General features: G+C 57.6%; 22 protein-coding genes and 1 pseudogene. 9 read left to right on the top strand and 14 right to left on the bottom strand.

Translation table 11 applies throughout. From position 1 onward, the window contains the following. The first annotated feature begins 17 nt into the window (after positions 1–17). The 3 genes from yrbN (at position 18) to mtr (ending at position 3,373) form a co-directional block, all read left to right on the top strand. A complete protein-coding gene (gene yrbN, locus ACMGGU_RS18650; protein WP_100122156.1) occupies positions 18–98 on the top strand; it encodes a protein YrbN in 81 nt (26 codons plus the stop codon). After that, the gene (locus ACMGGU_RS18645; protein WP_048028855.1) at positions 91–1,986 is read left to right on the top strand and encodes a DEAD/DEAH family ATP-dependent RNA helicase; all 1,896 of its coding nucleotides are present in this window, start codon (positions 91–93) and stop codon (positions 1,984–1,986) included. Before yrbN ends, ACMGGU_RS18645 begins: the two co-directional genes overlap by 8 nt. 142 nt (positions 1,987–2,128) lie before the next feature. Continuing rightward, complete coding sequence (gene mtr / locus ACMGGU_RS18640) at positions 2,129–3,373, top strand: tryptophan permease (RefSeq protein ID WP_262822130.1); 1,245 nt, start codon at positions 2,129–2,131, stop codon at positions 3,371–3,373. 84 nt (positions 3,374–3,457) lie between these two features. Here mtr and ACMGGU_RS18635 read toward each other — a convergent pair whose 3' ends face one another. From ACMGGU_RS18635 to ubiU, 3 genes are all read right to left on the bottom strand, one after another. After that, positions 3,458–4,465 carry a luciferase-like monooxygenase gene (locus ACMGGU_RS18635; protein WP_047959535.1) on the bottom strand — a complete coding sequence of 336 codons (1,008 nt, stop codon included), beginning with the start codon at positions 4,463–4,465 and terminating at the stop codon, positions 3,458–3,460. Between the two features lie 78 nt (positions 4,466–4,543). Next, positions 4,544–5,422: a U32 family peptidase gene (locus ACMGGU_RS18630; protein WP_420300838.1), complete on the bottom strand. Its 879-nt coding sequence runs from the start codon at positions 5,420–5,422 to the stop codon at positions 4,544–4,546. 7 nt (positions 5,423–5,429) lie between these two features. After that, positions 5,430–6,425, bottom strand: a complete 996-nt coding sequence (gene ubiU / locus ACMGGU_RS18625) for a ubiquinone anaerobic biosynthesis protein UbiU (RefSeq protein ID WP_262822127.1) — start codon at positions 6,423–6,425, stop codon at positions 5,430–5,432. A 211-nt stretch (positions 6,426–6,636) separates the two neighbouring features. Between ubiU and ubiT the strand changes: the two genes are divergently transcribed. Then, positions 6,637–7,161, top strand: a complete 525-nt coding sequence (gene ubiT / locus ACMGGU_RS18620; RefSeq protein WP_045910093.1) for a ubiquinone anaerobic biosynthesis accessory factor UbiT — start codon at positions 6,637–6,639, stop codon at positions 7,159–7,161. After that, on the top strand, positions 7,155–7,658 hold the full coding sequence (locus tag ACMGGU_RS18615; RefSeq protein WP_045910092.1) for a GNAT family N-acetyltransferase: 504 nt from the start codon (positions 7,155–7,157) through the stop codon (positions 7,656–7,658). Before ubiT ends, ACMGGU_RS18615 begins: the two co-directional genes overlap by 7 nt. Here ACMGGU_RS18615 and ACMGGU_RS18610 read toward each other — a convergent pair. Further along, entirely contained in the window at positions 7,645–7,974 is a 330-nt protein-coding gene (locus tag ACMGGU_RS18610) for a GIY-YIG nuclease family protein (RefSeq protein WP_008501484.1), read from the bottom strand. The genes ACMGGU_RS18615 and ACMGGU_RS18610 overlap by 14 nt on opposite strands. 14 nt (positions 7,975–7,988) lie before the next feature. Between ACMGGU_RS18610 and ACMGGU_RS18605 the strand changes: the two genes are divergently transcribed. After that, positions 7,989–8,423 carry a YhbP family protein gene (locus ACMGGU_RS18605; protein WP_008501485.1) on the top strand — a complete coding sequence of 145 codons (435 nt, stop codon included), beginning with the start codon at positions 7,989–7,991 and terminating at the stop codon, positions 8,421–8,423. On the opposite strand, the gene ACMGGU_RS18600 is transcribed toward ACMGGU_RS18605, so the two are convergent. Next, positions 8,403–8,921 (bottom strand): type 1 glutamine amidotransferase domain-containing protein, encoded by a 519-nt coding sequence (locus ACMGGU_RS18600; protein ID WP_023333577.1) that lies wholly within the window; start codon positions 8,919–8,921, stop codon positions 8,403–8,405. The genes ACMGGU_RS18605 and ACMGGU_RS18600 overlap by 21 nt on opposite strands. A gap of 128 nt (positions 8,922–9,049) precedes the next feature. Here ACMGGU_RS18600 and ACMGGU_RS18595 point away from each other — a divergent pair, with 128 nt between their 5' ends. Continuing rightward, positions 9,050–9,694 (top strand): NAD(P)H-binding protein, encoded by a 645-nt coding sequence (locus ACMGGU_RS18595; RefSeq protein WP_045910091.1) that lies wholly within the window; start codon positions 9,050–9,052, stop codon positions 9,692–9,694. 39 nt (positions 9,695–9,733) lie between these two features. After that, on the top strand, positions 9,734–10,771 hold the full coding sequence (locus tag ACMGGU_RS18590) for a permease (RefSeq protein WP_048028863.1): 1,038 nt from the start codon (positions 9,734–9,736) through the stop codon (positions 10,769–10,771). A 65-nt stretch (positions 10,772–10,836) separates the two neighbouring features. Here the strand turns inward: ACMGGU_RS18590 and dolP are convergent, their stop codons facing one another. The 4 genes from dolP to ACMGGU_RS18570 are packed head-to-tail and all read right to left on the bottom strand — an operon-like array spanning position 10,837 to position 14,561. After that, positions 10,837–11,412: a division/outer membrane stress-associated lipid-binding lipoprotein gene (gene dolP, locus ACMGGU_RS18585; protein ID WP_024906379.1), complete on the bottom strand. Its 576-nt coding sequence runs from the start codon at positions 11,410–11,412 to the stop codon at positions 10,837–10,839. Positions 11,413–11,421: 9 nt separating this feature from the next. After that, positions 11,422–12,012 (bottom strand): DnaA initiator-associating protein DiaA, encoded by a 591-nt coding sequence (diaA, locus tag ACMGGU_RS18580; protein WP_003861754.1) that lies wholly within the window; start codon positions 12,010–12,012, stop codon positions 11,422–11,424. A gap of 21 nt (positions 12,013–12,033) precedes the next feature. Further along, positions 12,034–12,429 carry a YraN family protein gene (locus ACMGGU_RS18575; protein WP_045910089.1) on the bottom strand — a complete coding sequence of 132 codons (396 nt, stop codon included), beginning with the start codon at positions 12,427–12,429 and terminating at the stop codon, positions 12,034–12,036. Further along, on the bottom strand, positions 12,387–14,561 hold the full coding sequence (locus ACMGGU_RS18570) for a penicillin-binding protein activator (protein WP_420300837.1): 2,175 nt from the start codon (positions 14,559–14,561) through the stop codon (positions 12,387–12,389). Before ACMGGU_RS18570 ends, ACMGGU_RS18575 begins: the two co-directional genes overlap by 43 nt. Positions 14,562–14,623: 62 nt before the next feature. On the opposite strand from ACMGGU_RS18570, the gene rsmI reads away from it, so the two are divergent. Beyond that, a complete protein-coding gene (rsmI, locus tag ACMGGU_RS18565) occupies positions 14,624–15,487 on the top strand; it encodes a 16S rRNA (cytidine(1402)-2'-O)-methyltransferase (RefSeq protein WP_048028870.1) in 864 nt (287 codons plus the stop codon). Positions 15,488–15,556: 69 nt separating this feature from the next. Here the strand turns inward: rsmI and ACMGGU_RS18560 are convergent. The 5 genes and pseudogenes from ACMGGU_RS18560 to ACMGGU_RS18540 all read right to left on the bottom strand — a co-directional run bounded on the left by ACMGGU_RS18560 (position 15,557) and on the right by ACMGGU_RS18540 (position 22,364). Continuing rightward, positions 15,557–17,445: pseudogene (locus tag ACMGGU_RS18560) on the bottom strand (enterotoxin). Positions 17,446–17,461: 16 nt separating this feature from the next. After that, the gene (locus ACMGGU_RS18555; RefSeq protein WP_420300836.1) at positions 17,462–18,634 is read right to left on the bottom strand and encodes a MalY/PatB family protein; all 1,173 of its coding nucleotides are present in this window, start codon (positions 18,632–18,634) and stop codon (positions 17,462–17,464) included. Between the two features lie 12 nt (positions 18,635–18,646). Continuing rightward, positions 18,647–20,218 (bottom strand): maltose/glucose-specific PTS transporter subunit IIBC, encoded by a 1,572-nt coding sequence (gene malX, locus ACMGGU_RS18550; protein ID WP_420300835.1) that lies wholly within the window; start codon positions 20,216–20,218, stop codon positions 18,647–18,649. Between the two features lie 115 nt (positions 20,219–20,333). Continuing rightward, a complete protein-coding gene (gene kbaY, locus ACMGGU_RS18545) occupies positions 20,334–21,206 on the bottom strand; it encodes a tagatose-bisphosphate aldolase subunit KbaY (RefSeq protein WP_048225073.1) in 873 nt (290 codons plus the stop codon). 12 nt (positions 21,207–21,218) lie between these two features. Continuing rightward, positions 21,219–22,364: an SIS domain-containing protein gene (locus ACMGGU_RS18540; RefSeq protein ID WP_196365217.1), complete on the bottom strand. Its 1,146-nt coding sequence runs from the start codon at positions 22,362–22,364 to the stop codon at positions 21,219–21,221. Positions 22,365–22,604 lie beyond the last annotated feature (240 nt).

The following is a 22,604-nucleotide window of genomic DNA, read 5'->3' as shown; positions in this document are numbered from 1 at the left end:
CCGGTTCACACTTTTCAATGAAAATTGCTAATCATTTTCACGATGAGCTAAGTAGACTGGCCGCCATTGACATTGAGGCACTCGTACTACATGGCTGAATTCGAAACCACTTTTGCAGATCTGGGCCTGAAGGCTCCTATCCTTGAAGCCCTTAACGATCTGGGTTACGAAAAACCATCTCCGATCCAGGCTGAGTGTATCCCACACCTGCTTTCTGGTCGTGACGTGCTGGGCATGGCCCAGACTGGTAGCGGTAAAACTGCAGCGTTCTCGCTGCCGCTGCTGAACAACATTGATCCGGACCTGCGTGCACCGCAGATCCTCGTTCTGGCTCCAACCCGTGAACTGGCTGTTCAGGTTGCAGAAGCCATGACGGAATTCTCTAAACATATGCGCGGCGTAAACGTGGTTGCCCTGTACGGCGGCCAGCGTTATGACGTGCAGTTACGCGCCCTGCGCCAGGGCCCACAGATTGTTGTCGGTACGCCGGGCCGTCTGCTGGATCACCTGAAGCGCGGTACCCTGGACCTCTCTAAACTGAGCGGTCTGGTACTGGATGAAGCAGATGAAATGCTGCGTATGGGCTTCATCGAAGACGTTGAAACCATTATGGCGCAGATCCCGGACGGTCATCAGACCGCGCTGTTCTCTGCAACCATGCCGGAAGCTATCCGTCGCATTACCCGCCGCTTCATGAAAGAGCCGCAGGAAGTGCGTATTCAGTCCAGCGTAACCACTCGCCCGGACATCAGCCAGAGCTACTGGTCTGTGTACGGCATGCGTAAAAACGAAGCGCTGGTACGTTTCCTGGAAGCGGAAGATTTTGATGCGGCGATTATCTTCGTTCGTACCAAAAACGCGACCCTGGAAGTGGCTGAAGCCCTGGAGCGTAGCGGCTACAACAGCGCAGCGCTGAACGGTGACATGAACCAGGCCCTGCGTGAGCAGACTCTGGAGCGTCTGAAAGACGGTCGTCTGGATATCCTGATTGCAACCGACGTGGCAGCACGTGGTCTGGACGTTGAGCGTATCAGCCTGGTTGTTAACTACGACATCCCGATGGATTCCGAGTCTTACGTTCACCGTATCGGCCGTACCGGTCGTGCGGGTCGTGCTGGCCGTGCGCTGCTGTTCGTTGAGAACCGCGAGCGTCGTCTGCTGCGTAACATCGAACGCACCATGAAGCTGACCATTCCAGAAGCGGACCTGCCAAACGCAGAGCTGCTGGGCAAACGCCGTCTGGAAAAATTCGCCGCCAAAGTACAGCAGCAGCTGGAAAGCAGCGATTTGGATCAGTACCGCGCGCTGCTGTCACAGATTCAGCCTGTTGCTGAAGGCGAAGAGCTGGACATGGAAACCCTGGCTGCAGCACTGCTGAAAATGGCTCAGGGCGAACGTAGCCTGATCGTGCCACCAGATGCGCCGATGCGTCCTAAGCGTGAATTCCGTGACCGTGACGATCGCTTCGAACGTCGTGGCGACCGTAACGATCGTGGCCCACGTGGTGACCGTCCAGAGCGTGGTGGTGAAGACCGTCCACGTCGTGAACGTCGCGACGCAGGTGACATGGAACTGTACCGCATTGAAGTGGGTCGTGATGATGGCGTTGAAGTTCGTCACATCGTTGGCGCGATCGCTAACGAAGGCGACATCAGCAGCCGTTACATCGGTAACATCAAGCTGTTCGCCTCCCACTCTACCATCGAGCTGCCGAAAGGCATGCCGGGTGAAGTACTGCAGCACTTTACGCGTACCCGCATCCTGAACAAGCCGATGAACATGCAGCTGCTGGGCGATGCACAGCCACGTCCTGACCGTGGCGGCGAACGTCGTGGCGGTGGTCGCGGTTTCGGCGGCGAGCGTCGTGAAGGCGGCCGCAGCGAAGGTCGCGGTGGTGAAGGCCGTCGTTTCTCCGGCGAGCGCCGCGAAAGCCGTGGTCCACGTCGTGAAGAAGGCACCAGCCGTCGTCGTTTCGGTGACGCGTAAGCCTTACTCTTCTGACGTAAAGTAAAATATACAGCCCCGATACATGCTATCGGGGCTTTTTTTATTCCCTTTGTACTCTTGTACTGGTACAGTGCGTCACATTAAAATGCAGAACCGCATGATTGACTGGAGAAAAGGCTGTATGGCGACACTAACCACCACCCAAACGTCACCTTCGCTGCTTGGCGGCGTGGTGATCATCGGCGGAACCATTATAGGTGCCGGGATGTTCTCCCTGCCCGTGGTCATGTCCGGTGCGTGGTTCTTCTGGTCGCTGGCCGCGCTGGTCTTTACCTGGTTCTGTATGCTTCATTCCGGGCTGATGATCCTCGAAGCCAACCTGAACTACCGCATTGGCGCGAGCTTCGACACCATCACCAAAGACCTGCTGGGCAAAGGCTGGAACCTGGTGAACGGTCTGTCCATTGCCTTTGTGCTCTATATCCTGACCTACGCATATATTTCGGCGAGCGGTTCGATTCTGCATCACACCTTCTCTGAGATGTCGCTCAACGTTCCGGCGCGTCTGGCCGGGCTGGGTTTTGCACTGGGCGTGGCGTTTATCGTCTGGATGAGTACCAAAGCGGTAAGCCGGATGACGGCAATCGTACTGGGCGCGAAGGTCATCACCTTCTTCCTGACCTTCGGCAGCCTGCTGGGGCACGTGACGCCCGCCACGCTGTTTAACGTTGCCGAAGTGAATACCTCCTACACGCCGTACCTGCTGATGACGCTGCCGTTCTGTCTGGCGTCGTTCGGCTACCACGGCAACGTGCCGAGCCTGATGAAGTACTACGGCAAAGATCCGCGCACCATTGTGAAGTGTCTGGTCTACGGCACGCTGCTGGCGCTGGCGCTGTACATCATCTGGCTGCTCGGAACGATGGGCAACATCCCGCGCCCGGAATTTATCGGTATTGCGCAGAAGGGCGGTAACATTGACGTGCTGGTGCAGGCGCTGAGCGGCGTGCTGAACAGCCGCAGCCTGGATCTGCTGCTGGTTATCTTCTCTAACTTCGCGGTGGCGAGCTCTTTCCTCGGCGTGACGCTGGGCCTGTTTGACTACCTGGCGGATCTGTTCGGCTTTGATGATTCTGCGATGGGGCGCTTCAAAACCGCGCTGCTGACCTTCCTGCCGCCGATTGTGGGCGGCCTGCTGTGGCCGAATGGCTTCCTGTACGCTATCGGCTATGCCGGACTGGCGGCAACCATCTGGGCGGCAATAGTGCCCGCGCTGCTGGCGCGTAAATCACGTAAACGCTTCGGCAGCCCGAAATTCCGCGTCTGGGGCGGTAAGCCGATGATTGCGCTGATCCTGGTGTTCGGCGCTGGCAATGCCCTGGTACACGTGCTGTCGAGTTTTAATCTGCTGCCTGTCTATCAGTAAACGCAAAGCCCGGTGGCGCTACGCTTACCGGGCCTACAGGGATCGCGTAGGCCGGATAAGGCGAAGCCGCCATCCGGCAAAAACCTACCCCACCAACTCCTCTTTCACCTGCATGGCCAGCTCAAACGAGTGCAAACGCGCCTGGTGATCGAAAATCTGGCCGTTAACCATAATTTCATCCGCCTGCGTTTCACGCAGCACCGCCTCCAGCCCGTGACGCACTTTCGCTTTATCGCCTACCAGCGACATGCTCAGCGCCTGCTGAACGCCATACTGCTCTGAAGCTGACCACAGCTGATGCATATTCTCCACCGGCGGCGGAAGCTGGCCCGTCTCTCCGCGACGCAGCTTCACAAACGCCTGTTGCATGGAGGTGAACAGGAATTCCGCGTCGCGATTGCTGTCGGCAGCAATGATGTTGATACACACCATCGCGTACGGTTTCTCCAGACGCTCGGACGGTTTGAAGTGCGTACGGTAAAGATGCAGCGCCTGATGCAGCATATCCGGCGCGAAATGGGAGGCAAACGCAAACGGCAGCCCCAGCTGTGCGGCGAGCTGCGCGCTGTAGAGGCTTGAGCCCAGCAGCCATACCGGGATCTTCTCGCCGTAACCCGGTACCGGGCGCACGTGCGGGTTCGGGTCACGCGCGTCGAACCAGTCCACCAGTTCGGCCACGTCGCGTGGGAAGTTATCAATATCGCCGCTCATATGGCGACGCAGGGCGCGCATGGTCGGCTGATCGCTGCCCGGCGCACGGCCAAGCCCTAAATCGATACGGCCCGGATAGAGGGTATTCAGCGTGCCGAACTGCTCGGCGATCACCAGCGGGGCGTGGTTCGGCAGCATCACGCCGCCGGAGCCCAGGTGCAGCGTGGTGGTATTTGCCGCCAGATAACCAATCAGTACCGAGGTGGCGGCGCTGGCAATGCCCACCATGTTGTGGTGTTCGGCCAGCCAGTAGCGGTGATAGCCACGCTTTTCGGCCAGCTGAGCCAGATCCAGAGAGTGCGAAAAGGCTTCTCTCGCCGAGGAGCCTTGTGGGATCGGCGCCAGATCCAGCACCGAAAACGGAAGGGTTTTGTCAGTCATAACAGCTCACTTTGTCGACGGTGAATCTTTAATACTGCATTAAAAAATGATAACCGTTGTTAACAAAGTGAGCCTTTTTTAGGCCTGAAGTTCCAGCCCGGCCAGACGCTTCCAGTAGCCGTTACAGTCGCTGTTCGCCGTCAGCGGCAGCGGAGCGGCACCGTTTTCGTTAGCGCGGAAGGCGTCCAGCATCGCGAACACGCCGTTATCGAGCGGCGACAGGCGCACCATATCTACCAGCCCGTCCATCGACGCCAGTTCGTTGCCGAGGTTATAGACATAGCCGCTCATGGTCTGAATACCGTTGAGAACAAACACTTGCTGGTTCTCCTGCGACAGCATGCTGCGCCCGTTCGGGTACTTAATGCAGCAGGTTTCGCACTCGTCTTTCGGACGGTCTTCCGAGCGCGCGGTAAAGCAGCGGGCGGAATAGGCCAGCGGCAGATGCCCGTAGCTCAGCACTTCCACTTCAAACTTGTTGCGAATGCCCAGCTCTTCGCACTGCGTGAGCAGGTTTGCCAGCCAGTCGCGGGAGAGTTCCACCGGCATGCACCAGCGCGTCATGCCTTGTTTGAGCAGCAGGCGAAGGGTCACGGCGTTGTAGCAGTTCAGGGCATGGCCCGCGACAAACGGCAGCTTGCGTTCAGCGCACATGTTCACCACGCCGAGATCGCTCGCTTCCAGCAGGAACTCGCCGTTCTCTACGTAGCGTTTCAGCTCGCCCAGTTCGGAAGAGGCCTGTACCAGCGCGAGCGTGGAGAGCACCACCTGCTTGCCGCTGCCGGCCAGGCTTTTCGCCATCTCCAGCCAGTCGACCACTTTGGTGGCGCGGCGCTTGCTGCACACCGCCTCGCCGAGGTAAATCACATCGGCGCTGCTGGTGGCGGCCTGTTGGTAAAAATCTTCCAGCGTCTCTTTTGGCCAGTAGTAGAGCACTGGCCCCAATGAATATTTCATGATTTTCTCACTGCCATTTACGGTGATACGCGCCCAGCGTGGTTTGCGTGCCTTCGGACATCGATCCGAGCGTCTCCATCCAGGCCTGATGCGGAGCGTAGTTCTGCGGGTCCGCCATGCAGCGGTCGATGGCCTGACGCCACACTTTCGCCACCTGGCTCACGTAGGCCGGGCTACGCTGGCGACCTTCGATTTTCACCGAGGCAATATTGGCCGCCAGCAGTTCCGGCAGCAGCTCCAGCGTGTTGAGGCTGGTGGGCTCTTCCAGGGCGTGGTAACGCTCGCCGTCGACCAGATAGCGGCCTTTACACAGGGTGGGATAACCGGCGTTTTCACCGTCCTGATAGCGGTCGATCAGCACCTCATTCAGGCGAGATTCCAGCCCCTGCGGCGTTTGCTGCCAGCGGACAAAGCGGGCAGGGGAGCAGGCCCCGACGGTATTTGGCGACTCGCCGGTCAGATACGAGGAAAGATAGCAACGGCCTTCGGCCATAATGCACAGGCTGCCAAAGGCAAAAACTTCCAGCGGCACTGGCGTGACGCGTGCGAGTTGCTTAACCTGATGAATAGAGAGCACGCGCGGCAGCACCACGCGGGCCACGTCAAAGTTTCGGTGATAAAAACGCACGGCCTCTTCGTTGGTGGCAGATGCCTGAACAGAGACGTGGCGCTCAATATGGGGATAGCGTTCTGCCGCATACTCAAGCATGGCGAGGTCGGCCAGAATCAGCGCATCGGCACCCAGTTGTGCCGCCATATCCACCGCGCGCTGCCAGCGGGCGTACCCGTCAGGATGAGCAAAGGTATTGATGGCGATATGCAGCTTGCGGCGGTGCTGGTGAACGAAGTTAACGGCTTCCTGAAGCTTTTTCTCCGTAAAGTTGAGGCCAGCAAAATGGCGGGCATTGGTGTCATCTTTTAGCCCGATATAGACCGCATCGGCCCCATTTTCGATGGCCGCCTTAAGCGCCGGAAGGTTTCCGGCAGGGCAGAGCAGCTCCATAATTTATCCTGATGTTGTCGATCGCAAAAATGTTAACGAGCTGGGATTTTAATTAACCCATACGCGACAATTTTTGATTTAAGGCAGCTAATGGCGTATTGATGGCACCAATAATGAGGTTGTCCGGACGACGGTTTGTTGATTTACGCCGCTATGTTGTGCGTCGGATATGGCAAAATAGCAGGACTATAGATATCAGGGAGTAAAGCTTGTGCTGGATAAACTGCGTTCACGTCTCGTACAATTTGGCCCATCAATGCTGAGCGTGCCGGTCAAGCTGGCGCCGTTCGCGCTTAAACGTCAGGTGCTGGAGCAGGTCCTGAGCTGGCAGTTCCGCCAGGCGCTGCAGGATGGCGAGCTGGAATTCCTGGAAGGCCGCTGGTTAAGCATTGAAGTGCGTGACATCGGGCTGCGCTGGTTTACCTCCGTTGAGAATGACCAGCTGATCGTCCGCGAAACCGCCGAGGCGGACGTGAGCTTTAGCGCCAACGCCAGCGATCTGCTGATGATCGCCGCGCGTAAACAGGATCCGGATACGCTCTTCTTCCAGCGCCGTCTGGTGATTGAAGGCGACACGGAGCTGGGCCTGTACGTGAAGAATTTAATGGATGCCATTGAGCTGGAGCAGATGCCGAAAGCGCTGCGCGTGATGTTGATGCAAATGGCAGATTTCGTTGAGGCCGGGCTGAAAGCCCCGCCGGACAGTAAACACACTTCAGTAGGTGAGCCATGCTGATTCGAGTCGAAATAGGGATTGATGCGCCGGGGATCGATGCGCTGCTGCGCCGTGCTTTCGCGAGCGATGCCGAAGCCCAGCTGGTCCACGATCTCCGCGAAGACGGTCTGATTACGCTGGGGCTGGTCGCCACCGATGACGAAGGTCAGGTGGTGGGCTATGTTGCCTTCAGTCCGGTCACCGTTCAGGGCGAAGAGCTGCAGTGGGTCGGTATGGCACCGCTGGCGGTGGATGAAAACTATCGCGGGCAGGGGCTGGCGCGTCAGCTGGTCTATGAAGGACTGGATTCGCTCAATGAGTTCGGTTATGCGGCCGTTGTTGCGCTGGGCGATCCGGCTTTCTATGGCCGTTTAGGCTTCGAGCAGGCCGCGCATTACGATCTGCGCTGCCGCTGGCCGGGTACGGAATCCGCGTTCCAGGTGCACCGTCTGGCGGACGACGCGCTCAACGGCGTCAATGGCCTGGTCGAGTACCACGACCATTTCAATCGCTTTTAATCAGGCTCTCGCGTAGCGCCTCAAAGGAGCCGTCTCCGGTCACGAGGCGCTCTTTCTGGCGCTTCGTCAGCTGTTTGATGCGGTATTCCAGCCTGAGCGCCAGCGATCGGTCACCGACGGGCGCCGAAAAGGCGAGCTGTAATTCCCCTTTCCCTCGCAGCGCTTTTGCCCCTTTCCCCGTTTGATGTTGTAAAAAACGCCGCGCCACATCGGTGGTTATTCCGGTGTAGAGTGCGTTATCAGCGGTTCGGACGAGATAGAGAAACCAGCACACGGTAAACAGATTCAGTATGTTAAGGTGAACGCACCATAGCATGAGAGAGAACGAAAATGGAAACACTGGCAGCCATCAACCGCTGGCTGGCGAAGCAGCACGTCGTCACCTGGTGCGTCTACAGCGAGGGTGAGATGTGGTGCGCAAACGCGTTTTACTACTACGATCCGGAGCGCGTCGCGTTTTATGTCATGAGTGAAGACAAAACGCGTCATGCGCAGATGACCGGCCAGCAGGCGAAGGTCGCGGGCACGGTGAATGGCCAGCCGAAAACGGTCGCGCTGATCCGTGGAGTACAGTTTAAAGGGGAAATCCGTCGTCTGGACGGAGAAGAGAGCGACGCGCGTCGTAAGCACTACACGCGCCGCTTTCCGGTTGCCGCTGCGCTAAAAGCCCCGGTGTGGGAAATCCGCCTCGATGAGCTGAAATTTACCGACAACACCCTGGGCTTTGGCAAGAAGCTGCACTGGCTACGCGCCGAGCAGGCGTAGCGCTTCGCGGTTAAACGCCGGAAGATCGTCCGGGGTCCGGCTGGTGATCAGCTGGTCTTTGTCGTTGACCACCTCCTGATCGTAAAACTCGGCCCCCGCGTTTTTCAGATCGATAACGATCGGTTTCACCGCCGTGAGCTTACGCCCGCGGACAACCTCCGCGCTGATGAGCAACTGCGGGCCGTGACAGATGGCAAAGACCGGTTTGCCGGTAGAGACAAAGTCCCGGGTGAAGGTCACGAACCGCTCGTCTCCGCGCAGGGAATCCGGTGAATGGCCGCCGGGTAACAGCAGGGCGTCAAAATCGGAGGGGCTAACGTTATCGATGGTCTCATCAATGGTTACGGTCGCCTCGCCCTTATGACCTGTCACCGTTTTGCCCGCTTCTTTCTCGATGGTGATGACCTCATGTCCCGCCTTGCGGAACGCCTCTGCAGGAGAGGTGAATTCTGAATCTTCAAACTCGTCGGTAATCAAGACTGCGATTTTCTTGCCCATGCTTCCTCCGTTGTTTTGGCTTCAGACTGATTTTTCTCCGCTTGTGGTAAATACTTACCTGTAACAGACTTCTAAGTGTGGTCGACGACGCTGAGTTCGCAAACGGACAATTCTGTAAAGGGGATACGATGAGTCAGGTACTGATTACCGGGGCTACCGGGCTAGTGGGCGATCATCTGCTGCGGCTGCTGATTCAGGATCGCCGCGTGAACTACATCGCCGCCCCGACGCGTCGACCGCTGGCGGACATCTCTGGCGTCTTTAACCCGCACGATCCTCAGCTGACGGATGCGCTGGCGCAGGTGCAGGATCCCATTGATATCGCGTTTTGCTGTCTGGGCACTACACGGCGGGAGGCGGGGAGTAAAGAGGCATTTATCCACGCCGACTATACGCTGGTGGTGGACACCGCGCTTACGGCGAAAAAGCTGGGGGCCAGACATTTTCTGGTGGTCAGCGCGCTGGGCGCCAGTGCCGGATCGCCTTTCTTCTACAACAAGGTGAAGGGCAAGATGGAGGATGCACTGATTGCGCAGAAATGGGAGCAGCTGACGATTGTGCGCCCCTCGATGCTGATCGGCCACCGCGACGAGCGTCGCTTTAACGAGTCGATCCTGGCCCCGCTGTTTCGGATCCTTCCCGGCAACTGGAAAGCCATCGAGGCGCGGGACGTCGCGCGGGCGATGTTAAAAGAGGGACTGGCCCCGTCAAAAGCGGGCGTAAACATTATCCCTTCGGCAAAACTGCGTGAAATCGCGCAGGGCGAGGCGTAAACTCCCCCGGCTAATTACTCATACTCTCCGGGGAATGCTATGACTGGTCAGTCTTCATCTCAGGCGGCAACACCTGTTCAATGGTGGAAGCCCGCACTCTTCTTTCTCGTGGTCATTATTGGCCTCTGGTACGTGAAATGGCAGCCGTACTACGGCAAAGCCTTCACCGCCGCCGAAACGCACAGCATCGGTAAATCTATTCTCGCTCAGGCGGATGCCAGCCCGCTTCAGGCGGCGTGGGACTATGCCATGGTCTACTTCCTTGCCGTCTGGAAGGCTGCCGTCCTGGGCGTGATCCTGGGCTCTCTGATTCAGGTGCTGATCCCGCGCAACTGGCTGGTGAAAACCCTCGGGCAGCCGCGCTTTCAGGGGACGTTGCTGGGAACGATCTTCTCCCTGCCGGGCATGATGTGCTCCTGCTGTGCTGCACCCGTAGCGGCAGGGATGCGCCGCCAGCGCGTATCAATGGGTGGCGCACTGGCATTCTGGATGGGCAACCCGCTGCTCAACCCGGCAACGCTGGTGTTTATGGGCTTTGTCCTGGGCTGGCATTTCGCGTTCATTCGTCTGGTGGCCGGACTGCTGACCGTGCTGGTGGTGGCGACGCTGGTGCAAAATCTGGTGAAGGATAAGATGCCAGAGTCCGCGTCTGTTGAGCTGGACGTCAGCGAGCCGGAGGGCGGGTTCTTTGCCCGCTGGGGCAGGGCGCTATGGCAGCTTTTCTGGAGCACCATCCCGGTCTATATCCTGGCCGTGCTGGTTCTCGGGGCGGCGCGCGTCTGGCTCTTCCCGCATGCGGATGGCGCTATCGACAACACGCTGTTGTGGGTCATTGCGATGGCCGTTGCAGGCTGCCTGTTTGTGATCCCTACCGCCGCAGAAATTCCCATTGTTCAGACCATGATGTTGGCCGGCATGGGCACCGCACCGGCGCTGGCGTTGCTCATCACGCTGCCTGCCATCAGCCTGCCGTCGCTGATTATGCTGCGTAAGTCATTCCCGGCGAAAGCGCTGTGGCTCACCGCAGGGCTGGTGGCGTTGAGTGGGGTGATGGTGGGGAGTATTGCGCTTCTGTGAAAAACGCCCGGTGGCGCTACGCTTACCGGGCCTACAAAAAAATCCCCTCACTTGAGGGGATTTTTTTATTTAATGTAAGTAAACGCGGTGGTGACGTGCTTCACGCCGCTCACCCGGCTGGCGATATCGGCCGCCGCTTTCCCTTCACGGTCGGTCACCAGACCCAGCAGGAACACTTCACCGTTTTCCGTCGTCACCTTCACGTTGGAGGATTTCACCTGGTCCGAACCCAGCAGCTGGGAACGCACTTTGGTGGTGATCCAGGTATCGGAAGAGGCATCACCCAGGCCAATTGGCTTGCCCTGACGCACTTCGTTAAACACCTCTGTGGTCCCTTCAACGCCCATCGCAATCTGTTTCGCACGCGAGGCGAGTTCCATATTCGGCGCCTGGCCTGCCAGCAGCACTTTGCCCTGGTAAGCCGTCACGTTGATACGCGCCTCTTTCTTGATCTGTTCGTCTTTCGACAGCGCACTGTTGACGCGCAGCTCCAGCGTACCGTCATCCACCTGTGTCCCCACAGAGCGCGGATCGGTTGCCGCTTTGGTGCCTACTGCGGCGGTACCCACAACGGCCGCAGCGATACATCCCTGAAGCAGTAATGCAGACATAAGGACTGCGAGGGTCGATAAAGCCTTCATAAGAACTCCTTAATCATCCTGGTGAGGGAAAAGCGTGTTATCGATCAAGTCACATAAGCAGTTCACCGTGAGCATATGCATTTCCTGAATACGCGCGCTCCGGTGAGACGGAATGCGGATTTCCACATCCTGCGGCCCAAGCAGACCCGCCAGCTCACCCCCGTCATAGCCGGTTAAGGCCACGATGGTCATATCGCGGGTGACGGCGGCTTCAACGGCTTTGACAATATCCCGGCTATTGCCGCGCGTGGAGATGGCCAGCAGCACATCTCCGGCATGACCCAGAGCTCGCACCTGCTTTGCGTAAATTTCGTCATGCAGACGATCGTTAGCAATCGCCGTTAAGACCACATTATCGGTATTAAGTGCAATGGCAGGTAAACTCGGGCGTTCTGTTTCAAAACGATTGATCATGCTGGCAGCAAAATGCTGTGCGTTGGCGGCTGACGTGCCGTTGCCACAACAGAGGATTTTGTTGCCGTTTAGCAGGGATTGCACCAGCGTCATTGCGGCACGCGAGATAGCATCCGGAAGGGCTTCCGCCGCGGCAATCTGAGTCTGGATGCTTTCTGTGAAGCACACTTTAATTCTTTCGAGCACGTTATCCCTTTTAAATCTTAATTATGCGTCTTCGCCAAAAGCGTTTTTAAGCCATTCGATCTCATTTCCGGTGAAGGCTATCACATCGAACCGGCAATCCACAGTATCAAAACTCCCATTATGGCGGGCAAGCCACAAGTGGGCAGTCTGTAATAATTTATGTTGTTTGGCGAGCGTCACGCTGGCGGCAGCACCGCCAAAACGGGAGGACTGTCGAAAGCGCACTTCTACAAACACGATGACCTGACCGTCTTTCATGATCAGGTCGATTTCGCCGCCACGACCGCGGACGTTGGCGGCGATGAAATGCAGTCCTTTGCCTTCAAGCCAGCGACGCGCCTTTAACTCCCACGCATCGCCGGTCTGTTTACGGCTTAACTGGCCGGGACGATCTGCCCCTGCTGGTATTTGAGCCATGATAACTTCCTGTTAATCACACAATCCTGAGTGGCGGTCAGATCGCCGGTGTTGCCGTTAAGCTCGAAGCCCGGCACCTGACGCATCTGGGTAAAGTGGTTCGCCAGCGCCCACGCATCAACCCCCATCGCATACAGACGCGCCAGAGAGTAATCGTTACGCACCGCGCTCAGCGCCTGCTGCATCAGGGATGGATTGCTGCCGGCCAGCATCGGGATTTCGCTGTACTGCAGACCGTCCATTTCCAGACGGAAATCCGGGCCTGCGGTGCCCTGTGCGCTGCGGGAGCTGGCGTAGAGCGTTGCGCCGCTCTGGCTGCCATTACGCATCGCAATCATCGGTTTGATAAAGGCGATCTCCTGCGGTGTGGCAACGATATAGGCCGCATCCACTTTACCGCCACCGCTAATCTGCGCGTCGGTTGGCGGTGCAGGGATCGTCAGGCCGCCAATCGTCACGCCCTGCTGCTGTGGCAGGCTCGCGGTGACCGGGCTACCGTTAAGCGCGATACCCGCCCCGCCGTTGACGCCCGCGCGCAGTTCAGAGACGGAACCGAATTTCTGCTGCAGTACCACGCCGCCGCCCAGCTTCTGCCACTCATCGGCAAAGGCATTGGCCACGCGATCACCCAGTGCGCTGCGTGGGATGAGCAACAGCGGCGCCTGCTTACCCTGCTCGTGAATATGACGCGCCGCATCGCGGGCTTCATCTTCCGGAGAGAGCGCGAAGTAGCAGATATTGGCCCGGTTCTGAACCTGCTCTGGCTGGTTGAGCGCCAGCACGTTCAGCGTGGTATTGCTCTTCATCAGCTCTTCCACGTTGTTTTTCAGCAGCGGTCCGACAACGATGCTCGCGCCATCCTGTTGAACCTGCGCCAGAACCTGGTCCAGCGGCTGCGAACTGGTATCGTAGATTTTCAATTCAGCGCCCGGGTTGGCGCTGGTGGTTGCCACGGACTGCGGCTGCGCGGCAGGTTGAGCAGTCGGCTGTGCAGGCTGCTGTTGAGGCTGTTCTGCTGTTGTGGCAGGCGCTGGAGCAGATGCTGGCGTCGCTTGCGTCTCGGCCGGAGCCTGGGTCACAGGTGCTGTAGTAGACGGAGCTGCTGTCGCTGGCGTCGTCGTCGGGGCCGTCACCGGGTTTTGCATCGTGCCCTGCGCTGGCGCTTGCGCCGTGGTCAGGTCGCTGGTCTCTGCGGCGGATGGGCTGACAACATCATTCACGTTAGCCGCCTGGGCCGCCTGTGCGGGAACGGCGCTGCCAGTGACCGCCGTCGTGCCGTTTTTCGCCGCTTCAAAGCCCTGCTGAATGGTGCGTCCAAACACCGCCGCCTGGCCGTTGAGTGGCAGAAGGAGGGCGATTTTGCTGGTCGAGGCAGGCTTAAAGTTCTGCACGTTTACCAGCTGGGTTGGCAGCATTTTCGAGCCCGGGTTTTGCGGGTAGCGCGTCTGCCAGTCCGTAATGCCGGCTTTCAACATCTTAGGGTCGCTGCGGTTGTTAAACCACATCTGCTGCAGATCCAGCCAGCCCTGCAGGACGTTTTCATCCGCGTTGATGACCAGCGCTTGCGCCTGTTCCTGCGTCATCGACGCCAGCGCTTGCCAGGTGGCATCAATATTTTTCTGCTTATCAGCACCGCCAAGCAGCGGTTCTTGGGCGACGAGCGCACGGAGCAAGGTCAGGGAAGGGCGTCCCTGCTCAGCGGTAATGCCCGCCTGCCAGAAGCGCGCCTGCTGGTTTTTATCCAGCGCGCTCACGTCGATATCACCGAGGATCTTCTTCGCGGCGGCGTAATCTTTCAGCGCAACTTTCAGCTCGGCAGAGAGCAAGCTCTGCTCACGACGCTGGGCGTCGTTAAGATCTTTTGGCAACTGGTTAAACAGTTCGGCTGCCCGCTGGGTTTTACCCTCTTTCAGCAGTGCACGAATGGCGAGTAATTGCCAGTTGGTCTTGGTATCATTTGAACTCTGCGACATTTTTTGCAGATAAAAGCCAGAATCAGCCTGAGCAGAACCCTGGAGATGGGCGGTGCTCTGGTCAGGTGCCTGGGTGCCACAGCCTGCAAAGATCAGGGCTGCCAGCAGAAGCGGCACGCTGCGCGTGGCTTTTTTTCGAAGAAACGTTAACGGTACCATACTGTATCCAGTGATTTTTTTTACGCAATGCTCAATATTAAATCGGCAATACGGACGAAACAATGAAACAACACGAAACGGCAGATAATTCTCAAGGCCAGCTTTATATTGTACCTACTCCTATCGGGAATTTGTCTGATATTACCCAACGTGCGCTGACCGTACTGCAAGCTGTTGATTTAATTGCTGCTGAAGACACCCGCCATACCGGCTTACTGCTGCAACATTTCGCGATTAACGCCCGTTTGTTTGCCCTGCACGATCACAATGAGCAACAAAAAGCCGAAACGCTGGTGGCCAAACTGAAAGAGGGGCAAAACATTGCCCTGGTCTCCGATGCCGGTACGCCGCTGATCAACGATCCGGGCTATCACCTGGTGCGTACCTGTCGCGAAGCCGGTATTCGCGTGGTACCCCTGCCGGGACCGTGCGCCGCGATTGCTGCGTTAAGCGCCGCAGGTCTGCCGTCTGACCGTTTCTGCTATGAAGGTTTCCTGCCTGCCAAATCCAAAGGCCGCCGCGACGTCTTAAAAGACCTGGAAGCGGAACCGCGTACCCTGATTTTCTACGAATCCACGCACCGTCTGCTGGAGAGCCTGGAAGATATGGTGACCGTCTGGGGGGAAGGCCGCTACGTGGTGCTGGCGCGCGAGCTGACCAAAACCTGGGAAACCATCCACGGAGCGCCGGTAGGTGAACTGCTCGCGTGGGTGAAGGAAGACGAAAATCGCCGCAAGGGTGAAATGGTGCTGATTGTCGAAGGGCACAAGGCGGAAGAAGACGCGCTTCCAGCCGATGCGCTGCGTACGCTGGCGCTGCTGCAGGCGGAACTGCCGCTGAAGAAAGCCGCTGCGCTGGCGGCAGAAATTCACGGCGTGAAGAAAAATGCGCTGTATAAGTATGCGCTGGAGCAGCAGGGGGAGTAAGGCATCTCCTGCCCGTTTTTGCCGGGTGGCGGCTACGCCTTACCCGGCCTACAGATCTTTAAGCGTCTTTTAGCTAGCAGGTATTGCCTCAAACACCAGCGTTTCCAGCGGTTGCAGCGTAATCACCACGGCGTTTTTGTACGCCTCCGGTACGGTTGAATTACGGCCATACACCGCCTTCAGACTAAACTGCGCCGCGTTTCCTGTCGGGACTTCGAAATCTCTCGTCAAATCCAGGTAGTAGCTTTGCGGCTTATCCGACGGGTTACGCAAGCCGAGAATCGCTTTGTCCTTGCTCCATGATGCCCAGCCGTAAACCTGCAGCGCCGTTGGGTCGCCGCCTATCCAGTGGGTGTCCACCAGCACGCTGGCGTTTTCCCGGACCATTTCGCGGCCTGCGCCAGGGTGTCCCACTTCGCCTTATTCAGCATTGACGGGGTGATATACAGCTCCTGCAGCTGCGTACCGGTCGCGAAGTAGCTCCAGACCTGGTCGGCAAAATCGCTGTCCGTTTGTACCTTCTCCAGACCGTAGTAGGCATTCTCCGCGCTGACGATCCCGTGGTACATCAAGGAGTTCAGCGGGAACAGCGGGCCCTTGCGCACAATCGAGCGGTACGTTTCCGCATCGCGGTAGGTCATCCACTGCTGCACCGGCGTGCCGGGGCCGTACAGGTTGATGTCGTCCCCCTGGCGCCAGATCGAATCAGCGTAGAACAGCCAGGACGGGCTGGCGTTGGTCCCGGTGGTCAGGTTGATAAACAGGTTTGGGTTAGCGCTGCGCATGTTATGCAGCAGGACGATAGAGGCGTCAAAATCCGAGGCGAACGGACTGCCCTTAATATGCGAATTGGCGTTTCCCATCCCATCAAGTTTGAACGAAGTAATGTGTTCGTTTTTGATCAGCTTAACGATCTGCTCATTGAAGTTCTTAAAGTAGTTCGGCCCTGACAGCGCCAGCTTCCCGTCGACGGTTTCGAATCCATACTCTTTTGCATGCGAGACGCGAATGTCGCGGGGCTTGTTGTAGCCTCCCCACGGTGAGAGCCACAGCCCGACCGAGCTGTGCAGGCTGTCGGCTTTTTCCCGTACCTTGCCAAAACCGTTGCTAAATGCCGGACCAAACAGCCAGCGCCCGGTAAGGTCGTCCCAGCCGTCGTCCAGCAGGAACGCGTCCAGCGCCACGCCGCGTCCGGTAATAAATTCCTTATTCCACTCGTCCATCCGCCCCAGCACATCCTGCTCGGAGTAAGGTGTAAAGAAGCCGATATCCATCCAGCTGTTGTAGTGCAGGTAAGGCTTATACGGACGGGGGCGCACGGCATCGATAAACTGGTTCACGCTGCGGCGCAGTTGGCTGGTTTCCGGGAAGGTGCCGAAATACATCGTGTAGCTGACCGGCGTTTCAGGCTGAATGGGGGTTTTCAGCTCGACGTTGAGGTTGGTCGTCGCTTCATAGGCGTAAGTATTTACGATCGGTTTATCCGGCAGAATAAAGAACGAATCAGCCACGATCGGCGAACTGTTAATGGCCCCGTCAACATACGGTGCCTGTGACTGCTTTTTCGTCGGGAAGAAGGTGATTTTCGCCACGTCTCGCGGCTGACCAACAGCCGCGAGGGTGTAATCGATACTGGCATACTTATCCTTCACCAGATTCAGCTTCACCGTTACGTTAAAATCCGGGCGCGTAAAGTCGATGACAATCGCGTTGTCCCGCTTTTCGACATGCTTGATGGAGAAATCAGCGGCGTGGATTTTTGTCTCATCCGGCAGCGTCAGAAAGAACAGCTCCTGGGGCGTGAGCGGATGGTTAGCCTTGCTGTCCTTCACTACTACCGTTGCGTTTGCATCATCAAACGAAAGGGCAATATTGTCGTTATTGAGCGCGTAGTTGGCGGCCGCCGCGCCATGAGAAACAGAGAGAGCCAGCAGCGAAAGAGTGAGCACTTTTTTCATCGGGTTTAGATCCTTATCAGTAATGCTTCAGCATTCGGGTGATGGACTGCTCCAGCCAGTAGCGCTGGGTGCCGAAGTTAATCCGCAGGTAGTTTTCGCCGTTTTGCACGTAGTGGCTGCCGTCTTCAATGACCACGCCCGCCTGCCGGGCAAAATGTTGGGTTAACTGGGTGGCGCTGCGCTCGTCGGCGCTCACGTCTATCCAGGCCAGATACGACGATTCCGGGTTCATCATCTTCCACGCCGGGAAGTGGGTCTGAATCGCGTCCGCAAGGTAGCGCGCGTTGCCTTGCAGATACCCGTTCAGCGCGTCGAGCCACGGCAGACCGTGCTGGTAGGCGAGGATAATCCCCCATACGCCGAACATATTGGGGGAAGTAATCGAGTTCTTCTCAAGCTGCTGGCGGAAGCGCTGGCGCAGCGAATCGTCCGGGATCATCGAATAAGACGTTTTCAGCCCGCCCAGGTTGAAGGCTTTATTGGGCGATGTCAGCACGATCAGGTTATCCTGCGCGGCACAGCCCGAAGTCAGACAGCTGACGAATGTACCGTCCAGAATGTGCTCGGCGTGAACCTCATCGACCACCAGAATCGTGCCGTAGCGTTTACAGAGATCGGACACCTGCCGTATCTCATCTGCGCGCCAGATTCGGCCCGAGGGGTTATGCGGCGAGCAAAAGAACCACAGTTTTGGACGGTGGGTTTTGAGCTGATCTTCAATCAGATGAAAATCCAGCTGATAGCGGTTTTCCTTAACGCGAAGCGGGTTAGCGAGGACCTTAACGCCCTGGCGCTGTGCCGCCATTGCAAACGGGTCGTAGACCGGGGTGTTCATCATCACGCTGTCGCCAGCCCTGCAGAACGCCTGAACCGTGTAGTGCAGTGTGGACACGGTGCCGTAGGTTAGCGTGATCCACGACCTGTCTACCTCAACCTGATGACGCGTGCGCTGAAAGGCGATCGTCGCATCGTAGAATTCGTCGAAACACCACGTATAGCCAAAGGTGCCGTGCTCCACGATGCGCTGGAAGCCTTCAATAACGGCGGGCGGTGAGGTGAAATCCATATCTGCGATCCACAGCGGAATAAACCCCTCCGGAACATCACCAAAGCGTGAGCAGACAAACGCATGGTCCCATTTACGGCACTTATCGCTTTTACGCTCGATGATTTTGTCGAAATCAAACACAACGACCCCCTGTTAAATTAAGGCTTCAATGCCGGTTTTGACGCTTTGCACCTGCGGGCCGATGATCACCTGTACGCTGTGAGCATCCAGCACCACCACCGACAGGGCGCCCGCTGCTTTCAGCGCCTGCTGATCGATAAGGCCTATCTCTTTCACCACCAGACGCAAGCGGGTGATGCAGTTGTCGAGCGACTCGATGTTCTCTTTGCCTCCGAGCGCCTGCAGGATAAGCCCATGATCGTATTTCGATTTTCCACGCGCGCGGGTGTTGGCTTCGACGGCCTGCTGTGCAGCCTGTACATCCACTTCACGTCCCGGCGTCTTGATATCGTGTTTGAGGATGTACCAGCGGAAGACGACGAAGTAGATAGCAAACCAGGCGATACCGACCGGGAACAGCAGATACCATTTGGTCGACATCCCCTGCATCACGCCAAAGATCAGCAGATCCAGAATCCCACCGTCGGTGTTGCCGATGGTCACCCCAAGCAGAGCCATCACCATCAGCGCCAGGCCCGACATCACGATATGGAAGGCGTAAAGCGCAGGGGCGATAAACAGGAACAGGAACTCAATCGGCTCTGAAATACCGGTAACGACGGACACCAGCACGCCGGAAAGCAGCAGTCCCTTAATCACCGGGCGGTTTTCCGGACGCGCGGTGCGGTAGATGGCATAGGCCACGGCAGGTAAGCCAAAGATAAAGGTCGGCATAAACCCTTGTGACAGAAACGCGGTAACGTGCGGGCTAAACGGCAGTCCGGCTTTCAGCTCGGCGTAGAAGATATTCAGCGCGCCGGCCACCTCATGGCCGTTGACCATCTCAATCCCGCCTGCTGGCGTGAAGCGCACCATCGCCAGCAGAATGTGGTGCAGGCCGAAGGGTTTAAGCAGCAGCACGCCCACGCCGTAAAGGAAGGGGCCGAAAACGCTGGTGCTCTGGATAATATGGCCAATCCCGGCAATCCCCAGCGCCACGTATTCCCACAGCAGGGGAATGAACAGCCCGACCAGCGAAAGGATAAGGGCGGTGATAATCGGTACAAAACGGATGCCGCTAAAGAAGGCAAAGGCGTCGTGGAGGACCGTGTCCTGAAAACGCTCGTGCAGGAAATAGGTAATCACCCCCACCACGATGCCGCCCAGCACGCCCATCTCCAGGGTCTGGATCCCCAGCACGATCGATTGTCCCACCTGTCTCATGGTCGCGGCATCGGCAAGCTGGTGGGTGGCGGTCAGGTAGTAGTTGATGCTCATGTTCATCAGCATGTAGCCAACGAACCCGGCAAAAGCGCCCACGGCCTTGTTGCGTTTCGCGAGGCCCATCGGGATCGCCATGGCGAACATCAGCGGTAGATAGGTAAAGGCGAAGCCGCCCACCATGGCGATAAAGCCAAAGGTTAGCTGCGTTAACTCGCCGCCCAGAAAGGGAAAACTTTTTATGGTGGAAGGGCTGGTGACGGAGCTACCGATCCCCAGCAGCAACCCCATAAAGGCCAGCAGGGAGACCGGGAACATAAAGGTCTTTCCCAGGCTTTGGAAAAATTCCCACGCTTTCGATTTAAACGACTTTTCCTGTGTCATGTAGGGACTCCTCGGATTTTTAGGATAATGGAAGGCGCTGTCCGGCTTAAGGACGCGCCTTCATATTTGCGAGGCTTATAGTTATTTTTAGGTACTGACGTAATGCGCGATGGGATCAGGCTTCCGCTGGAAGCAGCAGCCGGTTTGCGGAGCCGCAAACGGTGATTTTGCTTCTGACCACCTCTTTCATGGCATCCATGCCGACCCGCATATAGAAGCGCGGATCGTTGCCCTGCGGGTTGTCGGCAAACCAGGCTTTCACCGCGTCAGAGAAGGCGATTTTCAGCTCGGTTGCCACGTTAACTTTGCACACGCCCAGTTCGATGGTGCGACGCACATCCTCATCCGGCACATCGCTCGCGCCGTGCAGCACCAGCGGCACGGTGACCACTTCACGGATCTCGGCCAGCCGCTGGAAGTCTATTTTTGGGCGCTTGGTATACAGGCCGTGAGCGGTGCCGATGGCGACGGCAAGGCTGTCGACGCCGGTCAGTTCGACAAAGCGTTTCGCTTCCTGTGGATCGGTGAGAAACGCGCTTTCCGCATCAACACTCATGTCATCTTCCACACCGCCCAGGCGGCCCAGTTCGGCTTCGACGCTGCAGTCGTTGAGGTGGCAGAAATCGACCACCGACTTCACCAGCTTCACGTTCTGTTCAAACGGATAGTGGCTGCCGTCGATCATCGCGCTGCGCACGCCCGCGTTGACCTTGCGGCGAATATCGTCCAGCGATTCGTGGTGATCGAGGTGCAGCGCCAGCGGCATGTCGTAGGTGAGGGAGTAGGCGCTGCACAGGGCGTAAATCTCTTCCAGCGCAATATGCTTAAAGGTGCCCGGCGTGCCCGCGAGGATCACTGGCGATCGCATTTCGCTGCACACTTCGAGGATCGCCTGGATCGTCTCCGCGTTGTGGATGTTGAACGCCGGAACGGCATAGCCTTTTGTCTGCGCGTCCTGGAGAAGATATTTCGTCGAAATAATACTCATAATCAGATCCTCTTAAGCCTGCCACGGATGAATAACAACGCCCTGCACCACGCGGTTGACCGTCCCGCTGGCGGATGGCGTATCGGGCGTATTGCCTACGCTGAGCGACTGGGTAAGGGCAAAGACCTGCGCATACATCAGGAAGCAGAACGCCTGTTCCATATCGTTAAACGGACGGGAAAGCGGGAGGAGAATATGCGGCCCCGCTTCAATGGCCGGATCGTTTTCAGCGGCGATGGCGACGACGCGCAGGGCCTGGCGATCGCGGCGCAGCTCGGCCAGCAGATCCAGATCGTACTGGCGCGTATACGGATGGCTGGAGATGAACACCACCACCAGCGTTTCGTTATCCACCAGCGACTTCGGCCCGTGACGGAAACCGGTGGGGGAATCGTAGAATGCCGCCAGCTTGCCCGCCGTCAGCTCCAGCACCTTCAGCGCCGATTCGCGCGCCGCGCCCTGCAGACCGCCGCTTCCCAGATACACGATCCGTTTCCACGGTTCGCAGCCAAAGACGCCATGGCTGAAATCGCCGAGCGAGGTGAGGATCGCCTGACAGCGATCGGCCACGTCGCGGAAGGTGTGACTGTTGATCGTTTCCGGGGCGAATACGGCCAGACAGCTCGCCATCATGGTGGTGATGCTGCTGGTCATCGCGAACCCGCGATCGTGCGTTTCGGCAGGCATCAGCAGGGCATACGCGTTATCGCTGTCGACGGCGGTCTGGTACAGGTTCCCTGCCTCGTTGCAGGTGATCGACAGGTGGTAGCACTCCGGTACGAACTGATTGGCCAGCTCAACGGCTGCGACGCTTTCCGGACTGTTGCCGGATCGGGCAAACGAAACCAGCAGCAGCGGATGCGCAGGGCTGAAGTAATCCATCGGGTTTGTGACCAGGTCAGTGGTCGGGACGGCGGAGATAGTTTTCCCGGTGTGGCTCGCAAGCCATGGCGCAATGATATCGCCGATAAACGCGGACGTGCCCGCGCCGGTCAGGACGATCCGCAGATCGTGCTTGCGCAGCAGCGGCGTCAGGAAGCTGTCGATCGAAGAACGCAGGCTATCGATATTGTTGAGCGAGCGGATCCAGCTGGCAGGCTGCTGGCGGATCTCTTCCTCGGTCCAGGTGCCGGTTGCGGCGGTGGTAGTTTGTGGCATAACTCAATCCTTAGTCGTGTGAATTCCACATCAGACGCTGGCAATCGTGTCGCTATCTTTCGTTTCGTTTCACTTGTTCACTTTAGCAGTTAAATAAAATCTATAGAAAAGAAATCGAAACTTCAATGAAAGAAAAGAAATAAAACGAAAAGTGTGATCATGAAAGGAAGAGGCAGATTAAAGGAAAGGAAAAGAAAGGCCTTACGGTTTCAGGCCGTAAAGCCAAAAGGAGACACAATG

It is taken from the genome of Enterobacter sp. BNK-8 (assembly GCF_048685095.1).
GTDB lineage: Bacteria > Pseudomonadota > Gammaproteobacteria > Enterobacterales > Enterobacteriaceae > Enterobacter > Enterobacter quasiroggenkampii.
Note: the sequence above shows the minus strand (reverse complement) of the source record. Positions and strands in the feature narration are given on the sequence as shown.